A 20,222-nucleotide genomic window follows, 5' to 3' on the forward strand; every position below is an offset into this window, starting at 1 on the left:
CCGGTCAATCCGGCAGGCCGCGCAAGCCTCAGTAGTCAGCTGTTGCGCGTTACACCACGCGCGTATGCACCTGGCCTTCGCGGAACCACGAATCCAGATTTGCGCGCATCAGGTCCGCCATCGCGCGGCGTGTTTCGTGGGTGCCGCTGGCAATGTGCGGCAGCATCACCACGTTGTCCATGGCGTTCAGTTCCGGAGGCGTGGCGGGTTCGTGTTCGAACACGTCCAGGCCGGCGCCGGCAATGCGTTTGTTCTGCAGCGCCGCCACCAGCGCGGCTTCGTCGACCACCGTGCCGCGCGCAATATTGATCAGCCAGCCGTCCGGCCCCAGGGCTTCCAGCACCTGTGCGTTCACCATGTGGCGCGTCGCGCCGCCGCCCGGCACGGCCAGCACCAGAAAGTCGCACTGCGCAGCCAGCTCGACGATGTCCGGGCAATAGCGGTAGCCCTCGGGCGCGTCGGGGCGCGGTTTGCGGTTGGTGTACAGGATCTCCATGTCGAAGGCCTGCGCGCGGCGGGCGATCTGCAGGCCGATGTTGCCCAGACCGACGATGCCGCAGCGCTTGCCGGTCATGCGCGAACCCAGGCCGAACCCTTCAGTGGGCCAGCGGCCGGCGCGCACGAAGCGGTCGGCTTCGGCGATGCGGCGCGAGACGGACAGCATCAGGGCCAGCGCAGTATCGGCCACGCAGGCGTCCAGCACGCCCGGCGTGTTGGTGACCACGACGTTGCGCGCCTTGGCCGCCGCGATGTCGATGGTGTCGTACCCCACGCCAAAACTGAAGATGCCTTCCAGGGCGGGCAGGGCGTCGATCAATTCCTTTGTCGCGCCGAAGCGGCCGCTGGTGGCAATGCCGCGGATGGCGGCGCCATGTTCGCGCAGCAGCGCCGCCTTGTCCTGGGCCTCCCAGAGGCGATGAACGCGGTAGCGCGATTCCAGGTCGGCCACCAGTTCAGGCAGCAGGGGACCGACCATCAGCAGATCGGCGGCGGAGGCGGGAAGGGATGCAGTCATGGATACGGCTTATGTAGGTAAGAAGGAAAGGCCCGCCGAGGCGGGCCGGGACCGGAATCAGTTGGTCTGGATGTTGCGGGACTTGATTATCTGCCCATAGCGTTCGCGCTCGCTAGCGGCCAGATCCTGCAGCTCCTTGGGTGTCGATCCGTGGGCGACGGCGCCCTGCGATTCGAGCTTGGCCTTGACCGCGGGATCGGCCGCCACGGCGCGGATCGCCTCGGACAGCTTGTCGATCACGGCCTGCGGCGTGCCGGCCGGCGCCAGCACTGCCGTCCACGAGCCGCTCTGCGCGTTCTTGACGCCGGCTTCGTCGATGGTGGGCACGTCCGGCATCGCGGGCGAGCGAGTCGCACCGGTCACGGCCAGCGCGCGCAGCTTGCCGGCCGTGACGTACGGCATGGTCTCCAGGACTGACGCGAACAGCATGTCGACGCGCCCGGCCATCAGATCGGTCATCGCCGGGCCGCCGCCCTTGTAGGGCACGTGCACCAGATCCACGCCGGTGGCTTCCTGGAAGATCTCGCCGGACAGGTGGGGCGCGCCGCCCGTGCCCGAGCTGGCAAAGGTGTGCTTGCCGGGCTGGGACTTGGTCAGCGTCACCAGCTCCGCGACGTTCTTGGCCGGCAGGCTGGCGGGCACCACCAGCACGAACGGCAGGTCCGAAAACAGCGACACGGGCGCAAACGCCTTCACCGGGTCGGAGTGCAGTTTGTAGATCCAGGGGTTGATCGCCAGCATGCCCGAGTTCGCGAACAGCAGCGTGTAGCCATCGGGCTGCGAACGGGCCACCAGGTCGGCGGCGATCTGGCCGCCGGCGCCCGGGCGGTTGTCCACCACCACCGACGACGAGAATTTTTCACCCAGGGCCGCGGCCAGCAGGCGCGCTGAGATGTCGGTGCCGCCGCCGGGTGAGAAGGGGACGATCAGATTGATCGGGCGTTCCGGGTACCCTGCGGCGCTGGCCGCGTGCGGCAAGGCGGCGGTGGCAGCCAGGGCCAGCGCCGCGGCGAGGAGCCGGACGCGAATCCGGGCGGTGTTCTTTGTCTCCATGGATTTTCTCTTTTATGGCGTTGATGGCGGCGAGGCCGCAAAAATGGTGCTGCGGGTAAGGCTCCTGATGCTTCGCGGGCCGGAATTCAGCCCTGCAGCCGAGTATAGGGATGCCTGTCCATGGATAGCCGTTCGAGCTATAAATAGCATCAATCAATTCAAGGATTGAATCGATGGAATTCCGCCAGCTCGAGTGCTTCATTGCGGTTGCCGAAGAATTGCACTTCGGCCGCGCCGCCGAGCGCCTGTGCATGACGCAACCGCCGCTCTCGCGCCAGATCCAGCTGCTGGAGCAGGACCTGGGCGTGACCCTGTTCGAGCGCAACAGCCGGCAGGTGGTGCTCAGCGCCGCCGGACGGCGCTTTCTGCGCGATGCACGCCATTTGCTTGAGTTTTCGGCGCAGGCCGCCGCCACCGCGCGCCGCACGTCCGGCGGCGAAGCCGGCCACATCAGGCTGGGCTTCACGGCCGTGGCTTCGTATCGCCTGATGCCGTCGCTGATCGTGCAGGCGCGCAAGCTGCTGCCGGGCGTCGAGATCCAGTTGCGCGAAACCGTGACGACCGAGTTGAGCCGCCTGCTGCTGGCTCACGAACTGGATGCCATCCTGGCGCGCAGCGTGCCGCAACAGGCAGGCATCGAATCGCGCCTGCTTGAGCGTGAACCGCTGGTGCTGGCGCTGCCCGCCGATTCGCCCTTGTGCGAGCACGCCATCGTGCCGCTGCGGTTGCTGCAGGGGCAGCCATTCGTGCTGTATTCGCCCCGCGAAGGCAAGTATTTCTACGACCGCATCGTGGGCGCTTTCGGCCTGGCGGACGTGCAGCCGCAGTATGTGCAGCGCGCCGGGCAGACGCATACGTTGCTGGCGCTGGTGCGAGCCGGGCTGGGCGTGGGCCTCGTGCCGGATTCCGCGCGCGAGCTGCGGTTTGAAGGCGTAGTGTTCCGGCCGATTGGCCAGCGCGATCTCTACGCGGACATGTACCTTGCCTGGCACGCGCAGCACGATAATCCGGCGCTGGATGCATTTCTGCAGCGCGTGGCCAAGCGAAACAGCCCGGAAACTGTCGGAAGCCCCGGACAGGCGTGAGCCAGACTTCTATCTAGCGGCGCTTGGGGCGGTTCGGCGCGGACAACGGCGCGCCGACGTGGCTGGCCAACCAGTGTTCGATCTTGTCGTCCGGGCGGGGGGCCCAGTCCTTGCCGATTTCCACAATGAGCAGGTTGCGGGTGTCGCCGTAATCCTGGGGTTGTCCATTCCCTGCGTTGTCCATTCGCGGATATATCAAGTTGAAACATCCATAGACCATCCAAGTGGATGGTTTATGATTCGCTCCATGCCGCCTCGCACCTCTCAACTCGCCTCCACGCCCAAGCCTGCGGACGAAAAAATCACCATCAACCTGGGTTATGTCGACCTGGGCCAGATCGATCTGCTCGTCCAGGAAGGGTTCTACGCCAACCGCACGGACCTCATCCGCACGGCCATCCGCAATCAACTTGCCACCCACGGCGACGCCGTGCGCCAGGCCGTCAGCCGCAAGACGCTGGTGCTGGGTATCCAGCACTACACCGCCCAGGATTTGCTCGCGGTCCAGACCGCGGGCGAAATGCTTCAGATCCGGGTGCTGGGCCTGGCAACCATTGCCTCCGACGTCACGCCCGAGCTTGCGCTCGCCACGATCGAATCCCTGACGGTACTGGGGGCGCTACATGCCAGCCCCGCCGTCAAAGCCGCCCTGCGTCAGCGCATCCGCTGATCCCCGCGGCGCGAAAAAAGGTCACGCCATGCACCCTGATTTTCAGCACCTCATGCACCGGGCTACCCAGCTCACCCAAGCCGGCGATCTGACGGCAGCAACCGCCGCCATTCAGGCCGCCCTGCGAAACGGCCTGGCTGCCGCGCCTGCCCGGCAGGACGATGCCGACGTCATCGACGTGGAGGCTTGGGAAGTTCCGGATACCGCCCAAGCTTCCAGCGCGGCGCCGCACGTTTCCGGCGACGCTGCGCAGTCCGCCCCAAAACCTGCCGCCGCGGGCGATACGTTCACGGCGGGGTCATTCCGCAATTCGTCCGGGCAGCGCGCCTACAAGCTGTATGTGCCGCCCAACCCGGATGGCACGCCGCGTCCGCTGGTGGTCATGCTGCACGGATGCACGCAGGACGCAGACGATTTCGCCGCGGGCACCGCCATGAATGCGGCTGCGCGCGAGAAGGGCTTCCATGTGCTGTATCCCATCCAATCGCGCGACGCCAATCCGCAGAAGTGCTGGAACTGGTTCAAGCACAACCACCAGCAGCCAGGCCGGGGCGAGCCGTCCATCCTTGCGGGCATGACGCGCGAGGTGATCGCCGCCCACAACATTGATCCCACGCGCGTGTATGTCGCGGGACTGTCGGCGGGCGGGGCGATGGCAGCGATTCTGGCGGGCGCTTATCCCGAACTGTATGCGGCGGCAGGTGTGCATTCGGGGTTGGCCGCTGGCGCGGCGACGGACCTGCCTTCGGCGCTGTCCGCCATGAAGGGCGTGGGCCTGAAACCCGCCGCACCGGCCGGCAACGGCGTGCCGGTCATCGTGTTCCACGGCGATCGCGACGCCACCGTCAATCCCGCCAATGCCGGCAACGTGATCGCAGCCAGCGTCGGGCCCAACGCGCGTGTCGAAACCGTTCGCGTGGCAGGCGCGGGCAGCATGCGCGACAGCACGCAGCATGTATACCGCGATGCGGCGGGCAACATCGTCGCCGAACGCTGGGATGTCCACGGCGCCGGCCATGCCTGGGCTGGCGGCTCGGAGCAAGGGTCCTACACGGATCGGACCGGTCCGGATGCGACGGCCGAGATGCTGCGATTCTTCTTCGCGCGCACGTCGCGCGCTCAGTGATTCGCTAGCGTTCCAGCGTGGTCAATGGCGGCTTGGATCGCGGCCAATGTAGTATCGGCCGTGATTCCCCTTGCATGTGATCCCTTGCATGCGACCACCCCTCAACGCGCCGCCAGCCGGCGAATGGAGCACCGTGAAAATCGTCAGAATCATCGAAGAAATGCGTCAAGGCGACCAGGAACAGACCCGCGCCCATGAATCCCCGACCGAGGGCGACCTGCTCGCCGCCCTGGACAGACTGGATGGCGCGGTCTTCAGTTCGACCGCCTTCGTGATTGATGACGACACGGTCATGTCGATCGGCGGCGGTGATGGCGCCTATGTCGTGTTCATCTCCTCCGGCGGCGACACGCGGATCCACACGCTGATCGACCCCGCCAAATCCGAAGATCACGACCAGGACCTGGTGGCGGGTGGACAATCAGGCAGTTATCCGCAGTACCAGTGCGTGGACCGTTCCAAGGCGGCGTCCGCGCTGTTGTACTTTCATGCGCACGGCGCCGCGTCGCCGGATTTGAATTGGGCTAGCGAATAGTCACCGGCTTGCCGTAGAACACCCGCGCGCACAGCAGACCGGCGACTGCGGCGGGCAGGGCGCCCATGAACAGCGGAAATCCCAGCGCTGCCAACGACCTGTCGCGGCTGCCAAACGTCAGCAAAAAGACAAAGGCATACGCCGCGCCAATGAGCCCCATGCGCAGGACGGCCAGCCAGGACGGCGCGATGGGCTTGAGCGCGCCCGCCGTCAGCCCGCAAAAGAGCGCCGGCACACCGCCAAACAGATACGCCCACGGCAGCCCATAGAGACCGAACAGGAGCAGTTCCGGATCCTGGGCGCCGATCGACATGGTCACAGCGATGAGCACTATGGCGACGGCCGGTCCCATGAATGCGAAGATCGCGGCGCCCGACAGCATGTCGCGCGACATGGCGCGGCCGGAGTCCTCGGGTCTGCGCTGCATGCGGCGGTAGACGGCAGCGGCCAGCGTAGACGCGAGAAGCAGGGCGCCAAAGAAATAGATCATCAGGTCAGTTCCGGTTGTCAGGGTGTATAGGCTTGCGGGTGGCCGGCCTGCTACTTGCGGACGAGCGTTCCGCAGGCGTGCGCCTGGCCGTCAGCATTGTGCGGAAATTGCGCCGCAAGCGTGTCAAGGCATCTTTTTCTTGCCCAGCAACGTCAGCGTCAGGCTGCGGCCGGTGCGCATGAAAGGATAGAGCGCCTTGGACAGGCACGCGTTGCTGAAGATGGTGGCGTTCAGGCGATTGAACATATCGCTGCCCGTGCTGAGCAAGGCCAGCCGGTGGATGGCGTCCGCGCCCCAGTAGTCGCGGCCGTCCAGGTGCAATAGCATGCCCTGGTTCAGGTCATAGCCTTGCGCGCGATGGTGCGCGGCCAGATCGGGATGGTCGCGCATGTTCAGCATGGCGACAGGCCCAGCGGCCTTGCGCAGCCGCATCATCCGCACGTAGTTCGAGCAGAAGGGGCAATCGCCGTCATAGAGAAGGTAGTTTTCGTCGGACTGCATCGTCGGGATCCGTCGGGGTTTGCAGAAACATACCGCAAAAATCCGTTCGGGCGGTCCGCGGGGCGCGTTGCCGACGAGCGCGCTGTCGAAATGCGCGCGGCCGGCAAGCGCGGGAACCGGCGCCTTCAGCCGCCCCGATGTCCGTGATAGCGCGGCGCCGCCACGGCGCGCATGTTCTCCTTGTGCTGGGAACCGACCAGCGCCTTGCGCCGGGCTTCTTCGTGCTGGTGATCGGACTTTGCGCGCTCTTTTTCCGCATGCGGCGGCGCATGCGTGTCGGGCGCGGGGGCCGGGGCCGCGTGATGGGGATCGGGGCGGGAAGTCGTGGGCGTCATGGTGCGCACCTGCAAAGGCAACGCGGCATATGCCGCGTTTTCACGTTACGCCCGCGGTCCGCGATTCTCCAGGCTTCAATTGCAACAGCTTGGCAAGTCTTGCCGTAGCGCGGCGCGGACCCGTGCCGGGATCAAGCGCTTTCGGATGACCCTTCGTGTGCGCCCCACGCCAGTTCGGCCGCATAGCGGCGCACATCCTTCGGCCACTGTGCGACGTGCCGGGCGTACGCATCGCGGTCATCGGCATAGAGCGCACGCGTCGCACCCTCGAAACCCGGCAGGTCGCCGGCCAGGCTCGACATGAACCGGTAGGCGGCTTCCTGGCGTTGGCGCCGCGCATCCTGCGCCTCGTTGTCGCGGCGGGCTTGCTCCACCAGCTTGCGCAGCGCCACCGACGCGCCGCCGGGTTGGGCGCTTAGCCAATCCCAATGGCGAGGCAACAAGGTCACTTCGCGGGGCACTACGCCGAGCTTCGGCCGGCCTCGGCCTCGCGGGGTGTCGCCGGGTTGCGCGTCGTCAATCGCGGGGGCAACAACGTCCGTTGGCGTATGGCGGGCGACGATCTGCGCGTCGTCGCCGCGAAGGTCGAGGTCGATCTGCTTGCCGGTCGTGTCCTCGAAAACCAGCACCGCGTCGTTGCGGCGCGCGTTCAGCGCCTGCCTGACGGCCAGCGCCACGTCGGCGAGGGCGCCGGCCGCCAGCATCCGATGGCCTTCGAAGGCGGTGTGGGAATCGGGGAGGGGGGAAGGCATATTTATATCCGGGTAATTTGATGGGGGGATTATTGCCCGGGTAAAAACAGCTGTCAATAGAATCCGGATAAAACGCTAAGGCGCGTGAACCGCGTCGTTAGGCAGTGTCATAAATATCCATCCCAACCTAGGGTCAACACCTAGTCAAAACATGCCGACGGCGTATAATCTCGCTTTGCGCCCGGAGTTACCCATGCGTCTCGTTCAAAAAGCGCTCACCTTCGACGATGTGTTGTTGGTGCCTGCGTATTCCGAGGTGTTGCCGCGCGACACCTCCCTGGCCACGCGCCTGACTCGCAATATCAGCCTGAACATCCCCCTCGTGTCCGCCGCCATGGACACCGTCACCGAATCGCGTCTGGCCATCGCCATGGCGCAAGAAGGCGGCATCGGGATCATCCACAAGAATCTCTCCGCCGACGCCCAAGCGCGTGAAGTGGCTCGCGTCAAGCGCCACGAGTTCGGCATCGTGATCGATCCGGTCACCGTCACCCCCCAGATGAAAGTGCGCGACGCCATTGCGTTGCAGCGCCAGCATGGCATCTCGGGCCTGCCGGTCGTCGAAGGCCGTAAGCTGGTCGGCATCGTCACCAACCGCGATCTGCGCTTCGAAGAAAACCTGGATCAGCCCCTGCGCAACATCATGACGCCGCAGGAACGCCTGGTCACCATGAAGGAAGGCGCCACGCTCGACGAAGCGCAGGCCCTGATGCACAAGCACCGTCTGGAACGCGTGCTGATCGTGAACGACGGCTTTGAACTGCGTGGCTTGGCCACCGTCAAGGACATCGTCAAGAACACCGAACACCCGATGGCCAGCAAGGACGCCCAAGGCCAATTGCGCGTTGGCGCGGCGGTGGGCGTAGGCGGCAACACCGAAGAACGCGTTGAAAAGCTGGTCGCCGCTGGCGTCGACGTTCTCATCGTCGATACCGCGCACGGCCACTCCAAGGGCGTGCTCGAAGGCGTGCGCTGGGTCAAGCAGAACTACCCCAAGGTTGAAGTCATCGGCGGCAACATCGCCACCGCAGCCGCCGCGCGCGCGCTGGTCGAGCACGGCGCCGACGGCGTCAAGGTCGGCATCGGCCCGGGCTCCATCTGCACCACGCGTATCGTGGCCGGCGTCGGCGTGCCGCAAATCCACGCCATCTCCGAAGTGGCCAAGGCGCTGGAAGGCACGGGCGTTCCGCTCATCGCCGACGGCGGCATCCGCTACTCGGGCGACGTCGCCAAGGCGCTGGCCGCTGGCGCGTTCGCATGCATGATGGGCGGCATGTTCGCCGGCACCGAAGAAGCCCCCGGCGAAGTCGTGCTGTTCCAGGGCCGGTCGTACAAGTCGTACCGCGGCATGGGCAGCCTGGGCGCCATGACGGAAGGCTCGGCCGACCGCTACTTCCAGGACCCGGCCAACAACGCCGACAAGCTGGTCCCCGAAGGCATCGAAGGCCGCGTCCCCTACAAGGGCAGCGTGCTCGCCATCATTTACCAACTGGTCGGCGGCATCCGCGCCTCCATGGGCTACTGCGGCGCCGCCACCATCGACGACATGCGCACCAAGACCGAGTTCGTGGAGATCACCTCCGCGGGCGTGCGCGAGTCCCACGTGCACGACGTGCAGATCACCAAGGAAGCGCCCAACTACCGCGCCGACTGATCCGCACAGTCAACTACAATGTCATGCATCACGCACCGGCAGATCCGCAAAGAACAGCGGGTCTGCCGGTGCGGTTTTATTTCCAACGGGTAGAGTCTCCATGCACCAGCGCATTCTTATCCTCGACTACGGTTCGCAAGTCACCCAGCTGATCGCCCGCCGCGTCCGCGAAGCCGGCGTCTATTCCGAAGTCCACCCTGGCGACGTCGACGACGCCTTCGTGCGCGAACAGCAGGCGCAGGGTCTGAAGGGCATCATCCTGTCCGGCAGCCACGCTTCGGCCTACGAAGAGGGCTCCATGCGCGTGCCGCACGCCGTGTTCGAGCTGGGCGTTCCCGTGCTGGGCATCTGCTACGGCATGCAGTCCATGGCGCAGCAACTGGGCGGCGTGGTCAGCTTCTCCGACCACCGCGAATTCGGCTACGCCGAAGTCCGCGCTCACGGTCACACCAAGCTGCTGGAAGGCCTGGAAGACTTCAGCACGCCCGAAGGCCACGGCATGCTCAAGGTCTGGATGAGCCACGGCGACAAGGTCACCGAACTGCCCCCCGGCTTCAAGCTGATGGCCTCCACGCCGTCCTGCCCCATCGCCGGCATGGCCGACGAAGACCGCCGCTTCTACGCCGTCCAGTTCCACCCCGAAGTCACGCACACCGTTCAGGGCAAGGCCATGCTGGCCCGCTTTGTGAACGAAATCTGCGAATGCACGGGCGACTGGAACATGCCCGACTACGTCTCCGAAGCCGTCGCCCGCATCCGCGAACAGGTCGGCACCGACGAAGTCATCCTGGGCCTGTCCGGCGGCGTGGACTCCTCGGTTGCCGCTGCACTGATCCACAAGGCCATCGGCGACCAGCTCACCTGCGTCTTCGTCGACCACGGCCTGCTGCGTCTGGACGAAGGCAAGCAGGTCATGCAGACCTTCGCCGAAAACATGGGCGTGAAGATCATTCACGTCGACGCCACCGCGCAATTCATGGGCAAACTGGCCGGCGTCGCCGACCCCGAAGCCAAGCGCAAGATCATCGGCCGCGAATTCGTCGAAGTCTTCCAGGAACAAGCTGGCAAGCAGAAGAGCGCCAAGTGGCTGGCTCAGGGCACGATCTACCCCGACGTCATCGAATCCGCTGGCGCCAAGACGGGCAAGGCCACGTCGATCAAGTCGCACCACAACGTGGGCGGCCTGCCGGACACGCTGAACCTGCAACTGCTGGAGCCCCTGCGCGAACTGTTCAAGGACGAAGTCCGCGAACTGGGCGTGGCGCTGGGTCTGCCGCCGCAGATGGTGTATCGCCATCCGTTCCCGGGTCCGGGTCTGGGCGTGCGCATCCTGGGCGAAGTGAAGCATGAGTATGCCGAACTGCTGCGCCGGGCCGATGCGATCTTTATTGAAGAGCTGCGTAATACCAAGGACGAGGCTAGTGGTCTGACCTGGTACGAGCTGACGTCCCAGGCGTTTGCCGTGTTCCTGCCGGTGAAGTCGGTGGGGGTTATGGGCGACGGACGTACGTATGAGTATGTCGTGGCGCTGCGTGCGGTGCAGACGTTCGATTTCATGACCGCGGATTGGGCGCCGCTGCCGCATCCGTTGTTGGCTCGCGTTTCGTCGCGGATCATCAATGAAGTGCGTGGGATCAATCGGGTGGTGTACGACGTGTCGAGCAAGCCGCCGGCCACGATTGAGTGGGAGTGAGGGGAAGGAGTTTTTCCCTGTAAATCAACAGTTTAGGACGTCTCTCAAACGATCATCAACAAGAATGCGATTCTTCTAAGCTGTTAATTTTAAATATTGTTTCGTGTTGGCTATTTATCTTCGAGAGCTTTCAGGCGGCGAAGCTGACGGTAAATTTGACGGGCTGCGCAAGCTCTTTGGGCTGGGGTTGGCTTAGCCTCGGAAGAACTACCGTCAGCGACGGTAGTTCTTTCTCTTAGACAGCAGGATTGGTGCGGACTCGAAAGGGTATGCAGGTCTCGTGATAGGTGACGGCGATTGGCCGTTTCGATCAGGAGATTATTCGTGCTTACAGGTCTTACGCTGCGGAACTGGAAACCCCGCGCAACCCTTTACACGGTCTCCGATCGTGATGGCATGTACGTCGTCGTTTCGCCGAAAGGCTCCATCACCTTCCGACACGACTACCGGATCAATGGCCGACGAGAGACGTTGACAATAGTTCGTTATGGCTTCGGAGGTATCTCACTAGCTGAAGCCAGAGAAAAACTGCGACATGCCAGGCGGCTACTGGGGGAGGGCACCTCACCAGCACCACAGAAGCAGCGAGAGAAAGGGCGCGAGCCGGATAGACCTTCAGCGATCATGCCGGCCGGTGGCTTTATGGGGCCACCATGGCCAAGTCGACCCGTTCGATGCGAAAGGGCGTGCTGGATCGCGACATCTTGCCGGCGTTCAACAAACGTTTTCTTGGCGAAACCCATGAGGAGGATCTACGCGCTCTGTGCTTGCGCGTGAGGGCGCGAGGCGCACCAGACACCGTCGTTCAAGTTCGGGACCTTGTGAAGCAGATATATGGTTACGCGAATCCGCATGGGAAGAAGGCGGCAAACCCTGCTGATAGCGTAGATGCGACTTCCATTGCGACTTTCGTGCCGAAGGATCGTGCCTTGTCTCCGCAGGAAATCCAACTGATGTCCAAGCAATTGGAGTTCGTGGCTGCCTATCCGACGATCCGGCTAGCGTTGCGCATGATCTTGCTGACGTTGGCGCGAAAGAGTGAACTGATCGAGGCGACTTGGGACGAGGTCGATTTGGAGAAGGTAACCTCGACGATTCCAAAGCAGCGAATGAGGGGGAGGGGCCGCACGTGGTTTATCTCTCACGCCAGGCGCTCGACATTTTCGTGGCGTTGTATACCTGTGCGGCCGGTTCCAACTTTGTCCTGCCGTCGCGCTACAACGCTGGCAGTTGCATGTCCAAAGCGACCCTGAACCGTGTCACGCAGCTTGTGGTAGAGGGCCAAATTCGCGGGATTACCACTGGAGCCGCTTACCGTTCACGATTTGCGCCGTACGGGATCAACGCTGCTGCACGAATTGGGTTTCAACCGGGATTGGATCGAGGAGTGCCTTCCGCATGAAGACGGACGATCCCCGCGCTCGATCTACAACAAGGCCGAGTACGCTGAGCAACGGCGACACATGTTGCAAGAGTGAGCGGACATGTTGGATGTCTGGATCAACGAGCAGACCTACGTTCCGAAGCTGCTTTCGGAAGACCTGGCGGCTCCCATACATGTTGGTGGTGGTCATGGCAGGAGAACGTAGCTTCAGACCGCAGTCAGGGAGATCTTGTCAGGAAGGGTGGTTAACTCGCCCCATGTCAATCGACATCAATTCTTTTAAAGCGTCGGTTTGGGTGGGCTGTTGATGATGAGTGATCGTCCGTCGGGGCTGCCTCTAGCGATCGCCAATGACTAGGATGTATAGATTTTATAGGTGCATCAGGGGGACGGTCTGGGGCTATCGCTGATTAGCTGGCCGCTTGGCGGTGAACCTTGCAATAAGAACAGGATGCTCGAGTTCCATCCTCCCGATCTAAAGTTCATTGGGACGGCGAAGATATTCCGTCGTAGAATCCCGTGAGCAAATGTTTATGAGTTTTACGGTCTCAATTTAGCTGTTGCTTAGAAGCGGTCGATGGGAATCTGCCATACGTTCACTCTAGACTCTCGACCTGCCGGAGTGTTTTAGTGGACTTTCCGACAGGAATTTTTTTGAGCGCGAAATGGCCGGAGTTTCCTATCATTCAATACTTGGCTTTAGACGTCTGGAACGACCACCATTGCGGACGATCTGGAAACAGCACGTAATGAGCATGTCCCGCAGGTAATTGTTTGCCGTCTCATATGCGGCAGAAGCCACTGGCCTACCTATGGCCGTATGAGTTTTAACATTAACCTAGAATAAGCGGCCTCGCGCGGATGAGTTTTCCATTTAGCAGCGGAAGATCTTATTCTTTATGGTTTGGTCGCTTCGTTCGATAGAACAAAGTGGGATTGGTACAGGGGGAATGAGTGAGTAATGGCACACTTCAAGGGTTCCTGAATAAGGGGCTAATCGACGTCGGCGGGGACGATACCAAACTAGAGAAGCTCTCGCAGGCGGCAAAGGATCTCGCGGGCGCGCTGAAAAAGAACCCCTCTAAAGCGCTGAGCTATTCGCTCATCGCGTTCGACCCCGACGCGCCGGAGGACGATCCCGTAGTCCAGGAGGCGTTGGCGGCGCTTCAGAACCAGTGGGCAACCTACCGCAACACTTTCGCGGCGACACCGATCGCGGTGATCCGCGCGATTTTGATCGACGCGCTAGTCGACGCTGCGGAGGAAGACGACCGGATTGGCGTGTGCTTCGTTGCTTCGGCGCGAAACGCGCTTCCACTCCTACCCGTTGACAATGAGCGAGACGTTTGGCTCGGCATTGTCAAGCACGTCGAACGCCGCGTCGACGTCCGAGCGGAGGAGGAGTGGGCGACGCCCGAGACCATATCGGTCCCCCCGTTGAAATACGAGATCCCGATCCTCAATACATCAGAAGTCACGGTCGGCGAGGCGTCCGCGAGCGGCCTTCAGACTAGCATGATTGCGGCTGCTGGCCCGCAGTATCACCAGCCCGCGCACGGTAATGTCGCGACAAGTGGTAACCCGCATTGGTCGCACAATTCGCCCCAGCAGTGGGTCTACGAATTCGGAACACGGTCCGGAGCGGCGATTGCCGCAGCAATCAACGCTACTATGGCCGAAATCGAAGTCAGCCAACCGGACTTAACTGAGCCATTCAGCAAGTTGACGACAGCGGTTTCCGGTTATGTTGACGACACCCTAAAGTCGGTCAGCGCCGCTACCGCCGGGCTCCAGCGGCGAACCAATCTTCTATGGTGGCGCGAAGCGTTATATTCGCCCTCCGTCGGCAAGAGCTACCGTGAACTCATGCCCTCGGTCGCCGCTGCCCTCATGGCGTTTGACCTGTCCGAGACGGTGCCGCTGTTCTCACCGGCGAGCGTTTCGGCGTTCCTGAGCGAGACAGTTGCGCGCCTGCAGGGTTCGGATGAGCCCGGCAAGCGGCTTGTGCGCGACCTCGTTGCTGAGGCTCAGGGCCACAGCGACCTCGCTTTGTTCCGCGGCGCCGCTGCCAAGCTAGCGGCGCCGCCGGAGGGGCGCGGCCCGCTTCTCGCCTTGATCGGCCACCCTGCGCACACCGACGCACGGAAGGCAGATGACTTTCAGCGACTCACAGGCATACCGGCTAGCTCTGAAGTCAGCGATGTTGCATGGGCAGGATGGCTATTCCGGGAGCTTCAGGCCTCCAAGGCGACGAAGGACGCCTCGGCTGCCAAGCGCCGCTCTTCGAAGAAGGGCTGATCTATGGAGAAGTGCCCGCATCTTACGTGCTTTGTCCCCGATACTGGCTGCGACCTCGGCCACACAAACCTGTCGAAGTGCCCACGCTGGCACGGTGCCAAAGTGACGGCTGCAATTGACGAGAATCGTTCTGGCGAGATGCTGATGCCGTGGTCTGGCAGCGCGTTCGGCCTCGCGGACCTAGGTTTCGTGTCGGGACGCGCCAAGCCTATCGTCATCGGCGTCGTGGGGCCGCAGAACGCTGGTAAGACGACCCTGCTCGCGGCATGGTACCTCCTGCTGGGGCGAGGCTTAGTCGGTATTGAAGATCATTTGTTCGCCGGGTCCTATACGCTCTCCGGGTGGGAGGCGGTGGCTGGTTCGATGCGGTGGGCTCCGGGGCAGCCTCCACGCTTTCCCGCTCACACCACTAGCCGGGGTGGAAGGGCTCCAGGGCTCCTGCATCTAACCTTTCGCGACGAAAAGAGTGGACGGTCGGTTGACTATCTTTTCACCGACGCGCCTGGTGAATGGTTCCAGCGATGGGCCATTAACACGGATTCTGATGAGGGAGCAGGCGCGCGCTGGGTGTCAGACAACGCCGATGCCTTCATGATCGTGGCTGACCGTGAGGCGCTCGCCGGCGAATCTATGGGCGCAGCGCGCGGCTCGTTGCAGCGCATCGCGAAGCGTCTAGGGGCCGAACGCGGCAGCCGGCCGGTCGCTCTCGTTTGGACCAAGTCCGATGTCGACATTCGCCCGGAGATGGAGGAGGCAGTTCGCAGCGCTGTCATAGACGCGATGCCCGACGCGGCCGAACATTCAGTCAGCGTGGTTGGGACACCTGATGAGGATCCGCTGCTGAACAAGGGTGCTGGCCTAGTCGAGCTCTTTCACTGGGCGATCAACGTCAGACGGCCTGGGATCGGGTTGCCGCCGCTGGCATCAACGTCCGACGACCCCCTGTTCATCTACGGGAATAGAACACTGTGAGCCAGACTTGCAACTCGATCCTTCTCGTCGGCGAGAGCGGCGTGGGCAAGACGCACTATGGGGCTCAACTGCTGCGTCGCTTAATGCGCATGCCGGGAGCCTTGCGTATGAGCGGCGCGGCCACCAACCTCGAGGCCTTCGAAGCCGCGCTCGAGAGCCTCGACGAAGGACGCGCAGCAGGCCACACCGCACGGTCTGTCAATGTCGATAGCGTTTGGCCGGTAATCGACGCTGATGGTCGCAAGGCCGATTTGGTTTGGCCCGAATATGGTGGCGAGCAGATCAAGTCCGTAATCGATAACCGGCGACTACCCAGTGCGTGGCAAAAGCGCGTCGACGAGGCCGACGCGTGGTTGTTGCTGTTCCGGCTTCAGCAGACACACGTCGGCGACGACATGTTTACCAAGCCGCTGGCCGGTTTGAAAGGCGTCTCGGTCGACAACGGGGAAGTGCATCCCTCCGACCAAGCCAGGCTAGTTGAACTACTCCAAATGCTCATCTTCTCCTATCGGTCCACGTGTAGGTCGAACCTCCTCCCACGTCTCGGCGTGCTACTCACTTGCTGGGACGAGGCGGAGATCGCACAGACGCCGTCGGAAGCCCTGGAAGCGCGACTTCCGCTCGTTTCGGCGTTTATACGGTCGAACTGGCGAGAATCGTCAATCATGGGGCTTTCCGCGCTCGAACGTCCGCTCAGTCCAACGACTCGCGACATGGAATACGCCATCAAAGGGCCGGAGCACTTTGGCTACATCGTCGAGGCGAACGGTACGAAGAGTGGCGACCTTAGCTTGCCCATTTACCGTTTGCTCGACGTCAGCGCCTGAGAGGACGGGAGCGGAGGATGCGCGTTGACCAGGCGATCTACGGCACCATCAAGCATGGATATGCACTCAGGTGTGCGAGCGGCGACCGCGAGTTTGCGGGTGAGCTGGCGCAGCGCCTTGACCTGCCGGACACGGAACCGCAAGGTGCCGACTGGTCACCCGTCACGTCGGGCTTCGCCGTACGCGATCGGTACGTTGTCTCGAGGACGTTCAGCGATCCGTCGGTTGGCCGGTCGGGCATGGTGGTCACACACGCGCTGATCTGCGACCTAGACGAGATCGCCGCAATGGACGACCTTCGCCCGCTGCTCGCGCACCTCATCACGTCGTTCGACGCGGGGCCGACGGCCGTCGAGCCGCTCGAGGTGACTTCGGTACCGGGGATGCCACCCGCGACATTAGATCTCGTGGATGCTGCTCGGGCGCTTGTTAGCGGCGGTTCCGGACCTGTGGTGCGAATCGGATCGGACGGGTTCGAGAATCTCATGGTCGCGTTGTGGGGGCGCCTGTGGCCGACCTTGCGAGCAAAGCTCTACTTCCGACTTAGCTTCGGCCCAAAGGACGTGATTGAAAAGCCGGAACCAACGATCGTCTGCACGCCTGCCTCCCTTGTCGGTCGCTGGCAACAGCAGCAGCGGATCGTCGGCCGAAGCGGCTGCGAGCGCCGCCGGGCGGCGGGAATGATCGACGACTCGACCAACGGTGCCGAGCTGTTGGAGTTCCGCGACAGGATCGGCGCAAAGCTCGACGACTTCAAAGAGTTCCATTTGCTCGAGCAGGCACACGACATGCTATCCGCAACGCCGGACAACGTTGCGCGGGTCGTCTCCGCCGCTCGGCTGATCGAGCGGCTCTCTCCAAATCCAACTTGCGGTGAGGCTGAGAAGCGCATCATCGTCGAGCGTCTCATACAAGCGCTGCCCGCGGCTCAGCCATCGGAAATCCTTACGCTGCGCAACCTAGCGCTTCGGGGACTCGGGACCAGCGGCCTCGTCTGGCAGGCGATCGAAGCGTGGTTCGAAAGGAATGATTACCTTCCTTCGGATGATGCCGAGATGGTGGCTATCCTCTCCGATGCGCTGATCGGCGAGGATGCTATTGTCCCCTGGCGCGAGGCAGTGACGCGGGGCCTGGACCGCTCGGCCCTTGCGGCGGGTGGTAAGTTTGCCGCCGGGTTCTGGCGCTGGGCGAAGTCCGAGGCTCGCGTTTCCTCGCCGCTCATCGCTCTGGTCGCGCGCGGCCGGGATGGGTTGGAAGCGCTTGAGGCAGCTGCCCCGACAGAACTGGATGTCGCGACCGCGAAGCTGATCATGGCTACTGCAGCGAAGCAGGGATTCTTTCGGCTGCACGCCATCGCGGCGGGCGCCAGCATGAGCCCCGCGGACGCGGCGAGAGCCCAGAGCGCTGTGGAACCGGGTGTAGACGCTACCGCAATGCGGCTCGCCATGCGCCGCGCAGAGCCTGGAGAAATCCTCGACGCGGTGGCCTGCGTCCCCGATGGTCGGGTACTTGTGATCGCGGGCGAGGCGGTGGCGAAGGACCCGACGCTTCTGGCGAGGCGTGACATGTCGACCGCCCCGAATCGGGGCATCTGGGAGGCGGCACTCAAGACCGACGCCGGAGCGTGGCGTGGACCTGAGGATCCGCGGAAGGCATTCAACGATCTCCTCGACGAGCAGATTGACGGCGGCAAGCCGCCGGCGGAACTCCTTCGCCTACTGTCCGCATCGCCTCTTGCGGACCTGACAGCGTATCCGCGGAGGAGCGAGGTTTGGAACAAGTTGCCGGCGATCACTAGGGACCGCCTGCTCGCGGCGACTAAGGACGCTTGGTTTGCAAGCGTGGGCACCGGCCAGCAGAACACCACAATCGAGCCTGAACTACTTAAGGGAATCCTCCGCGATCCCCGGCTCGACACTCTCCTCGCGCGCTTCCCGGCCGGAACGCTCGCGGAAGGCCTTCACGTTATCGAGGGACTCGGCGGGATCGATCACGCGCGATTCCGCCGGTGGGTCTGGATGGCTGTTCGCGCGGTCCGGCCCCTCACCGCTTCCGACGCCGATCTGCTCGGACGTACCCTCGCAACACGAGGACAGCGCGACATCGTCGACGACCTAATTTCGATCTATCGCAGCGGCCGCAGCGACATCGCGCCGGTTCTTAAGCACTGTCTCAAGTTCATCGGCTTTTTTGACCGCTGGTCGCTCGGGCTCTCGGCCGTTAGCGTCACCCAGAAGTGGGAAGTACTCCTCGAACTGGCCGCCGAGCTCTTTCCAAACGGACCGGACCAGGACGCATTGTGGGAGCGGTCCGGCGGGCGGGATGCCGATCTTCGCCACCACGGTACCGGCAAGGAGCGTTGGCGCAGCGCGATCCGAGACATCCAGAACGGAAGGCAGTTCCACGTCTCAAGGCTGATTCAGCAGATGCGGATCGACTTCCCCGAGAATCCCAACCTCAGGCTGATGGCCGACGACCCGTTGTTCCGAAACTGAATCAGCGGTGCCGTGATAACCGATGGAGTTCTAAATGAAATTTAACCAGGGCCGCGCGCTGATCATCGGCGTCGCTAACTATGAGGCAGTTGGGAGTCTTCCCGCCGCTGTGCTCAACGACGCGCTCGACACTGCCGAGACACTCAAGTCATCGGTGTATTGCGGCTATCCGGAGGCGAACGTCACGGTCCTTGCCGACGGCGCTGCCACGCTCGAGAACATTCGCAAAGCGCTCGCCGACCTCGCGGCACTCGCGACGACTGACGACACCGTCGCGATCTTTTTTTCCGGCCACGGCACGCGGATCGGCAGTGGTGCCACCGCGACGAGCGCGCTCGTCCCCTATGATTGCAAGCCCACGGACGTTGCGGGAACGACGCTTGGCGAGGTTGAACTGTCCGCCGCGATCGCCGTCATTAAGGCACCGCGGGTCGTCCTCGTCGTAGACGCATGCCATGCCGCCGGGGCTGCTACCCTCAAGTATGGCCCGGGCGAGCACGGGGAGGAGGGGATCGACGAAGGGTTCACCGAGAAGTCGCTACAGAAATTGGCGCGGGGTACCGGCCGGGTCGTGCTCGCATCGTCGCGCGCGACAGAAACGTCCTTGGCGTTCAGACACGAGCGGAACAGCGTGTTCACGACCGCAATGCTTTCCGGTCTTAAGGGTGCCGCCACCACCGCCAGCGACGGTACCATCCGGGTATTCGACTTATTCAACTACGTGTCCGAGACGGTGAGGCAATCCGTTCCGGGAAGGCAGCATCCAGTGTTCAAGGCGAGTGACCTGGAAGAGAACTTCCCCATCGCACTCGCGCAGGGCGGCACCAAATCGGTCTCTCCAAGCGTCGACCAGCGCCACCGTGACCTTGAGCAGATCATGCCGGATCTTTTTCCGCTCGGCCCTATGGACCAGGACATTTGGCTGCGAGCGGGTGGTGACGTTTCGCGCCTCAGGTTGAGCGGCAATGGAAGGGCGCAGTGGTTCGCCGCGCTTCGCCTGATCTCCCAGGGCGGCGGTGGTTTTATCTCGCGCGAAAGTCTGGTCGACGCGGCTCTAGATGAGTTTCCGGCTCACCGCGAGCTTAAGGGTCTGCGCTGATTCGCTAGGCTCCAGGGTCTGCGGCAGCCATGTTTGGAGCGCATCAGCCAGAACGTGAGTGGAGTGTGGGCTGTTTCTCCCACTTGCAGAACCCAAGCAAGACCGGCGTACGGAGTGAAGAGGGGCTTCGAAGCGCCATAAAGGGCCATTGTCGTAAGGGCGTTCCAACGAGCTGACAACTCAGACCTCGCTTTTACCGGCGATTTCCTGGACGGCAAAGTGCAGTATGGCCTAACGT

18 protein-coding genes and 1 pseudogene are annotated in these 20,222 nt (G+C 63.1%); 12 read left to right on the forward strand and 7 right to left on the reverse strand.

Going from position 1 to position 20,222, the window contains the following annotated elements; all coding sequences use genetic code 11:
- Positions 1-49: 49 nt before the first annotated feature.
- Together MHZ91_RS04055 and MHZ91_RS04060 are read right to left on the reverse strand one after the other, a co-directional pair.
- Positions 50-1,015: a 2-hydroxyacid dehydrogenase gene (locus MHZ91_RS04055; protein ID WP_239212570.1), complete on the reverse strand. Its 966-nt coding sequence runs from the start codon at positions 1,013-1,015 to the stop codon at positions 50-52.
- A gap of 57 nt (positions 1,016-1,072) precedes the next feature.
- On the reverse strand, positions 1,073-2,068 hold the full coding sequence (locus tag MHZ91_RS04060) for a tripartite tricarboxylate transporter substrate binding protein (RefSeq protein ID WP_175183743.1): 996 nt from the start codon (positions 2,066-2,068) through the stop codon (positions 1,073-1,075).
- A gap of 173 nt (positions 2,069-2,241) precedes the next feature.
- Between MHZ91_RS04060 and MHZ91_RS04065 the strand changes: the two genes are divergently transcribed.
- Positions 2,242-3,153: a LysR family transcriptional regulator gene (locus MHZ91_RS04065; RefSeq protein WP_175121181.1), complete on the forward strand. Its 912-nt coding sequence runs from the start codon at positions 2,242-2,244 to the stop codon at positions 3,151-3,153.
- 13 nt (positions 3,154-3,166) lie between these two features.
- Here MHZ91_RS04065 and MHZ91_RS04070 read toward each other — a convergent pair whose 3' ends face one another.
- Positions 3,167-3,337, reverse strand: coding sequence for a hypothetical protein (locus tag MHZ91_RS04070; RefSeq protein WP_218344323.1), 171 nt, complete (start codon positions 3,335-3,337; stop codon positions 3,167-3,169).
- 63 nt (positions 3,338-3,400) lie between these two features.
- Between MHZ91_RS04070 and MHZ91_RS04075 the strand changes: the two genes are divergently transcribed.
- From MHZ91_RS04075 to MHZ91_RS04085, 3 genes are all read left to right on the forward strand, one after another.
- Positions 3,401-3,823 (forward strand): CopG family transcriptional regulator, encoded by a 423-nt coding sequence (locus tag MHZ91_RS04075; protein WP_175121184.1) that lies wholly within the window; start codon positions 3,401-3,403, stop codon positions 3,821-3,823.
- A gap of 28 nt (positions 3,824-3,851) precedes the next feature.
- A complete protein-coding gene (locus tag MHZ91_RS04080; RefSeq protein WP_239212571.1) occupies positions 3,852-4,949 on the forward strand; it encodes a PHB depolymerase family esterase in 1,098 nt (365 codons plus the stop codon).
- Between the two features lie 133 nt (positions 4,950-5,082).
- Positions 5,083-5,484: an Imm1 family immunity protein gene (locus MHZ91_RS04085; RefSeq protein ID WP_175136215.1), complete on the forward strand. Its 402-nt coding sequence runs from the start codon at positions 5,083-5,085 to the stop codon at positions 5,482-5,484.
- On the opposite strand, the gene MHZ91_RS04090 is transcribed toward MHZ91_RS04085, so the two are convergent.
- The 4 genes from MHZ91_RS04090 to MHZ91_RS04105 all read right to left on the reverse strand — a co-directional run bounded on the left by MHZ91_RS04090 (position 5,474) and on the right by MHZ91_RS04105 (position 7,562).
- A complete protein-coding gene (locus MHZ91_RS04090) occupies positions 5,474-5,974 on the reverse strand; it encodes a hypothetical protein (RefSeq protein ID WP_239212572.1) in 501 nt (166 codons plus the stop codon). The two genes, MHZ91_RS04085 and MHZ91_RS04090, sit on opposite strands and share 11 nt — an antisense overlap.
- Before the next feature lie 123 nt (positions 5,975-6,097).
- The gene (locus MHZ91_RS04095; RefSeq protein WP_239212573.1) at positions 6,098-6,475 is read right to left on the reverse strand and encodes a DCC1-like thiol-disulfide oxidoreductase family protein; all 378 of its coding nucleotides are present in this window, start codon (positions 6,473-6,475) and stop codon (positions 6,098-6,100) included.
- Between the two features lie 125 nt (positions 6,476-6,600).
- Positions 6,601-6,810 (reverse strand): hypothetical protein, encoded by a 210-nt coding sequence (locus tag MHZ91_RS04100; protein WP_239212574.1) that lies wholly within the window; start codon positions 6,808-6,810, stop codon positions 6,601-6,603.
- Positions 6,811-6,941: 131 nt separating this feature from the next.
- Positions 6,942-7,562 (reverse strand): DUF2239 family protein, encoded by a 621-nt coding sequence (locus MHZ91_RS04105; RefSeq protein ID WP_239212576.1) that lies wholly within the window; start codon positions 7,560-7,562, stop codon positions 6,942-6,944.
- 193 nt (positions 7,563-7,755) lie between these two features.
- Between MHZ91_RS04105 and guaB the strand changes: the two genes are divergently transcribed.
- The 8 genes and pseudogenes from guaB to MHZ91_RS04145 all read left to right on the forward strand — a co-directional run bounded on the left by guaB (position 7,756) and on the right by MHZ91_RS04145 (position 19,984).
- Positions 7,756-9,216 carry an IMP dehydrogenase gene (guaB, locus tag MHZ91_RS04110; protein WP_175121189.1) on the forward strand — a complete coding sequence of 487 codons (1,461 nt, stop codon included), beginning with the start codon at positions 7,756-7,758 and terminating at the stop codon, positions 9,214-9,216.
- 100 nt (positions 9,217-9,316) lie between these two features.
- The gene (gene guaA, locus MHZ91_RS04115; protein ID WP_175121190.1) at positions 9,317-10,909 is read left to right on the forward strand and encodes a glutamine-hydrolyzing GMP synthase; all 1,593 of its coding nucleotides are present in this window, start codon (positions 9,317-9,319) and stop codon (positions 10,907-10,909) included.
- 324 nt (positions 10,910-11,233) lie between these two features.
- Positions 11,234-12,498: pseudogene (locus MHZ91_RS04120) on the forward strand (tyrosine-type recombinase/integrase).
- Positions 12,499-13,247: 749 nt separating this feature from the next.
- Positions 13,248-14,591: a GTPase-associated system all-helical protein GASH gene (locus tag MHZ91_RS04125; protein WP_239212577.1), complete on the forward strand. Its 1,344-nt coding sequence runs from the start codon at positions 13,248-13,250 to the stop codon at positions 14,589-14,591.
- Between the two features lie 102 nt (positions 14,592-14,693).
- Positions 14,694-15,563 carry a hypothetical protein gene (locus MHZ91_RS04130; RefSeq protein ID WP_239212578.1) on the forward strand — a complete coding sequence of 290 codons (870 nt, stop codon included), beginning with the start codon at positions 14,694-14,696 and terminating at the stop codon, positions 15,561-15,563.
- Positions 15,560-16,390: a hypothetical protein gene (locus tag MHZ91_RS04135; RefSeq protein WP_239212579.1), complete on the forward strand. Its 831-nt coding sequence runs from the start codon at positions 15,560-15,562 to the stop codon at positions 16,388-16,390. The genes MHZ91_RS04130 and MHZ91_RS04135 overlap by 4 nt, the downstream gene beginning before the upstream one ends.
- A 17-nt stretch (positions 16,391-16,407) precedes the next feature.
- Entirely contained in the window at positions 16,408-18,885 is a 2,478-nt protein-coding gene (locus MHZ91_RS04140) for an effector-associated domain EAD1-containing protein (RefSeq protein WP_239212580.1), read from the forward strand.
- A gap of 34 nt (positions 18,886-18,919) precedes the next feature.
- On the forward strand, positions 18,920-19,984 hold the full coding sequence (locus MHZ91_RS04145) for a caspase family protein (protein ID WP_239212581.1): 1,065 nt from the start codon (positions 18,920-18,922) through the stop codon (positions 19,982-19,984).
- The last annotated feature ends 238 nt before the right edge of the window (positions 19,985-20,222 follow it).

Origin of the sequence: Achromobacter sp. ACRQX, assembly GCF_022346505.1 — a bacterium.
In the GTDB taxonomy this organism is placed as follows: domain Bacteria; phylum Pseudomonadota; class Gammaproteobacteria; order Burkholderiales; family Burkholderiaceae_B; genus Achromobacter; species Achromobacter animicus.

Bases quoted from the DNA above. Each gene is read 5' to 3' on its own strand.
- MHZ91_RS04140 (WP_239212580.1), top strand. From the start codon at position 16,408: ATGCGCGTTGACCAGGCGATCTACGGCACCATCAAGCATGGATATGCA.
- MHZ91_RS04070 (WP_218344323.1), bottom strand. From the start codon at position 3,337: ATGGACAACGCAGGGAATGGACAACCCCAGGATTACGGCGACACCCGC.
- guaB (WP_175121189.1), top strand. From the start codon at position 7,756: ATGCGTCTCGTTCAAAAAGCGCTCACCTTCGACGATGTGTTGTTGGTG.
- MHZ91_RS04100 (WP_239212574.1), bottom strand. From the start codon at position 6,810: ATGACGCCCACGACTTCCCGCCCCGATCCCCATCACGCGGCCCCGGCC.
- MHZ91_RS04080 (WP_239212571.1), top strand. From the start codon at position 3,852: ATGCACCCTGATTTTCAGCACCTCATGCACCGGGCTACCCAGCTCACC.
- MHZ91_RS04095 (WP_239212573.1), bottom strand. From the start codon at position 6,475: ATGCAGTCCGACGAAAACTACCTTCTCTATGACGGCGATTGCCCCTTC.
- MHZ91_RS04075 (WP_175121184.1), top strand. From the start codon at position 3,401: ATGCCGCCTCGCACCTCTCAACTCGCCTCCACGCCCAAGCCTGCGGAC.
- MHZ91_RS04105 (WP_239212576.1), bottom strand. From the start codon at position 7,562: ATGCCTTCCCCCCTCCCCGATTCCCACACCGCCTTCGAAGGCCATCGG.
- MHZ91_RS04065 (WP_175121181.1), top strand. From the start codon at position 2,242: ATGGAATTCCGCCAGCTCGAGTGCTTCATTGCGGTTGCCGAAGAATTG.
- MHZ91_RS04145 (WP_239212581.1), top strand. From the start codon at position 18,920: ATGAAATTTAACCAGGGCCGCGCGCTGATCATCGGCGTCGCTAACTAT.
- guaA (WP_175121190.1), top strand. From the start codon at position 9,317: ATGCACCAGCGCATTCTTATCCTCGACTACGGTTCGCAAGTCACCCAG.
- MHZ91_RS04055 (WP_239212570.1), bottom strand. From the start codon at position 1,015: ATGACTGCATCCCTTCCCGCCTCCGCCGCCGATCTGCTGATGGTCGGT.
- MHZ91_RS04090 (WP_239212572.1), bottom strand. From the start codon at position 5,974: ATGATCTATTTCTTTGGCGCCCTGCTTCTCGCGTCTACGCTGGCCGCT.
- MHZ91_RS04060 (WP_175183743.1), bottom strand. From the start codon at position 2,068: ATGGAGACAAAGAACACCGCCCGGATTCGCGTCCGGCTCCTCGCCGCG.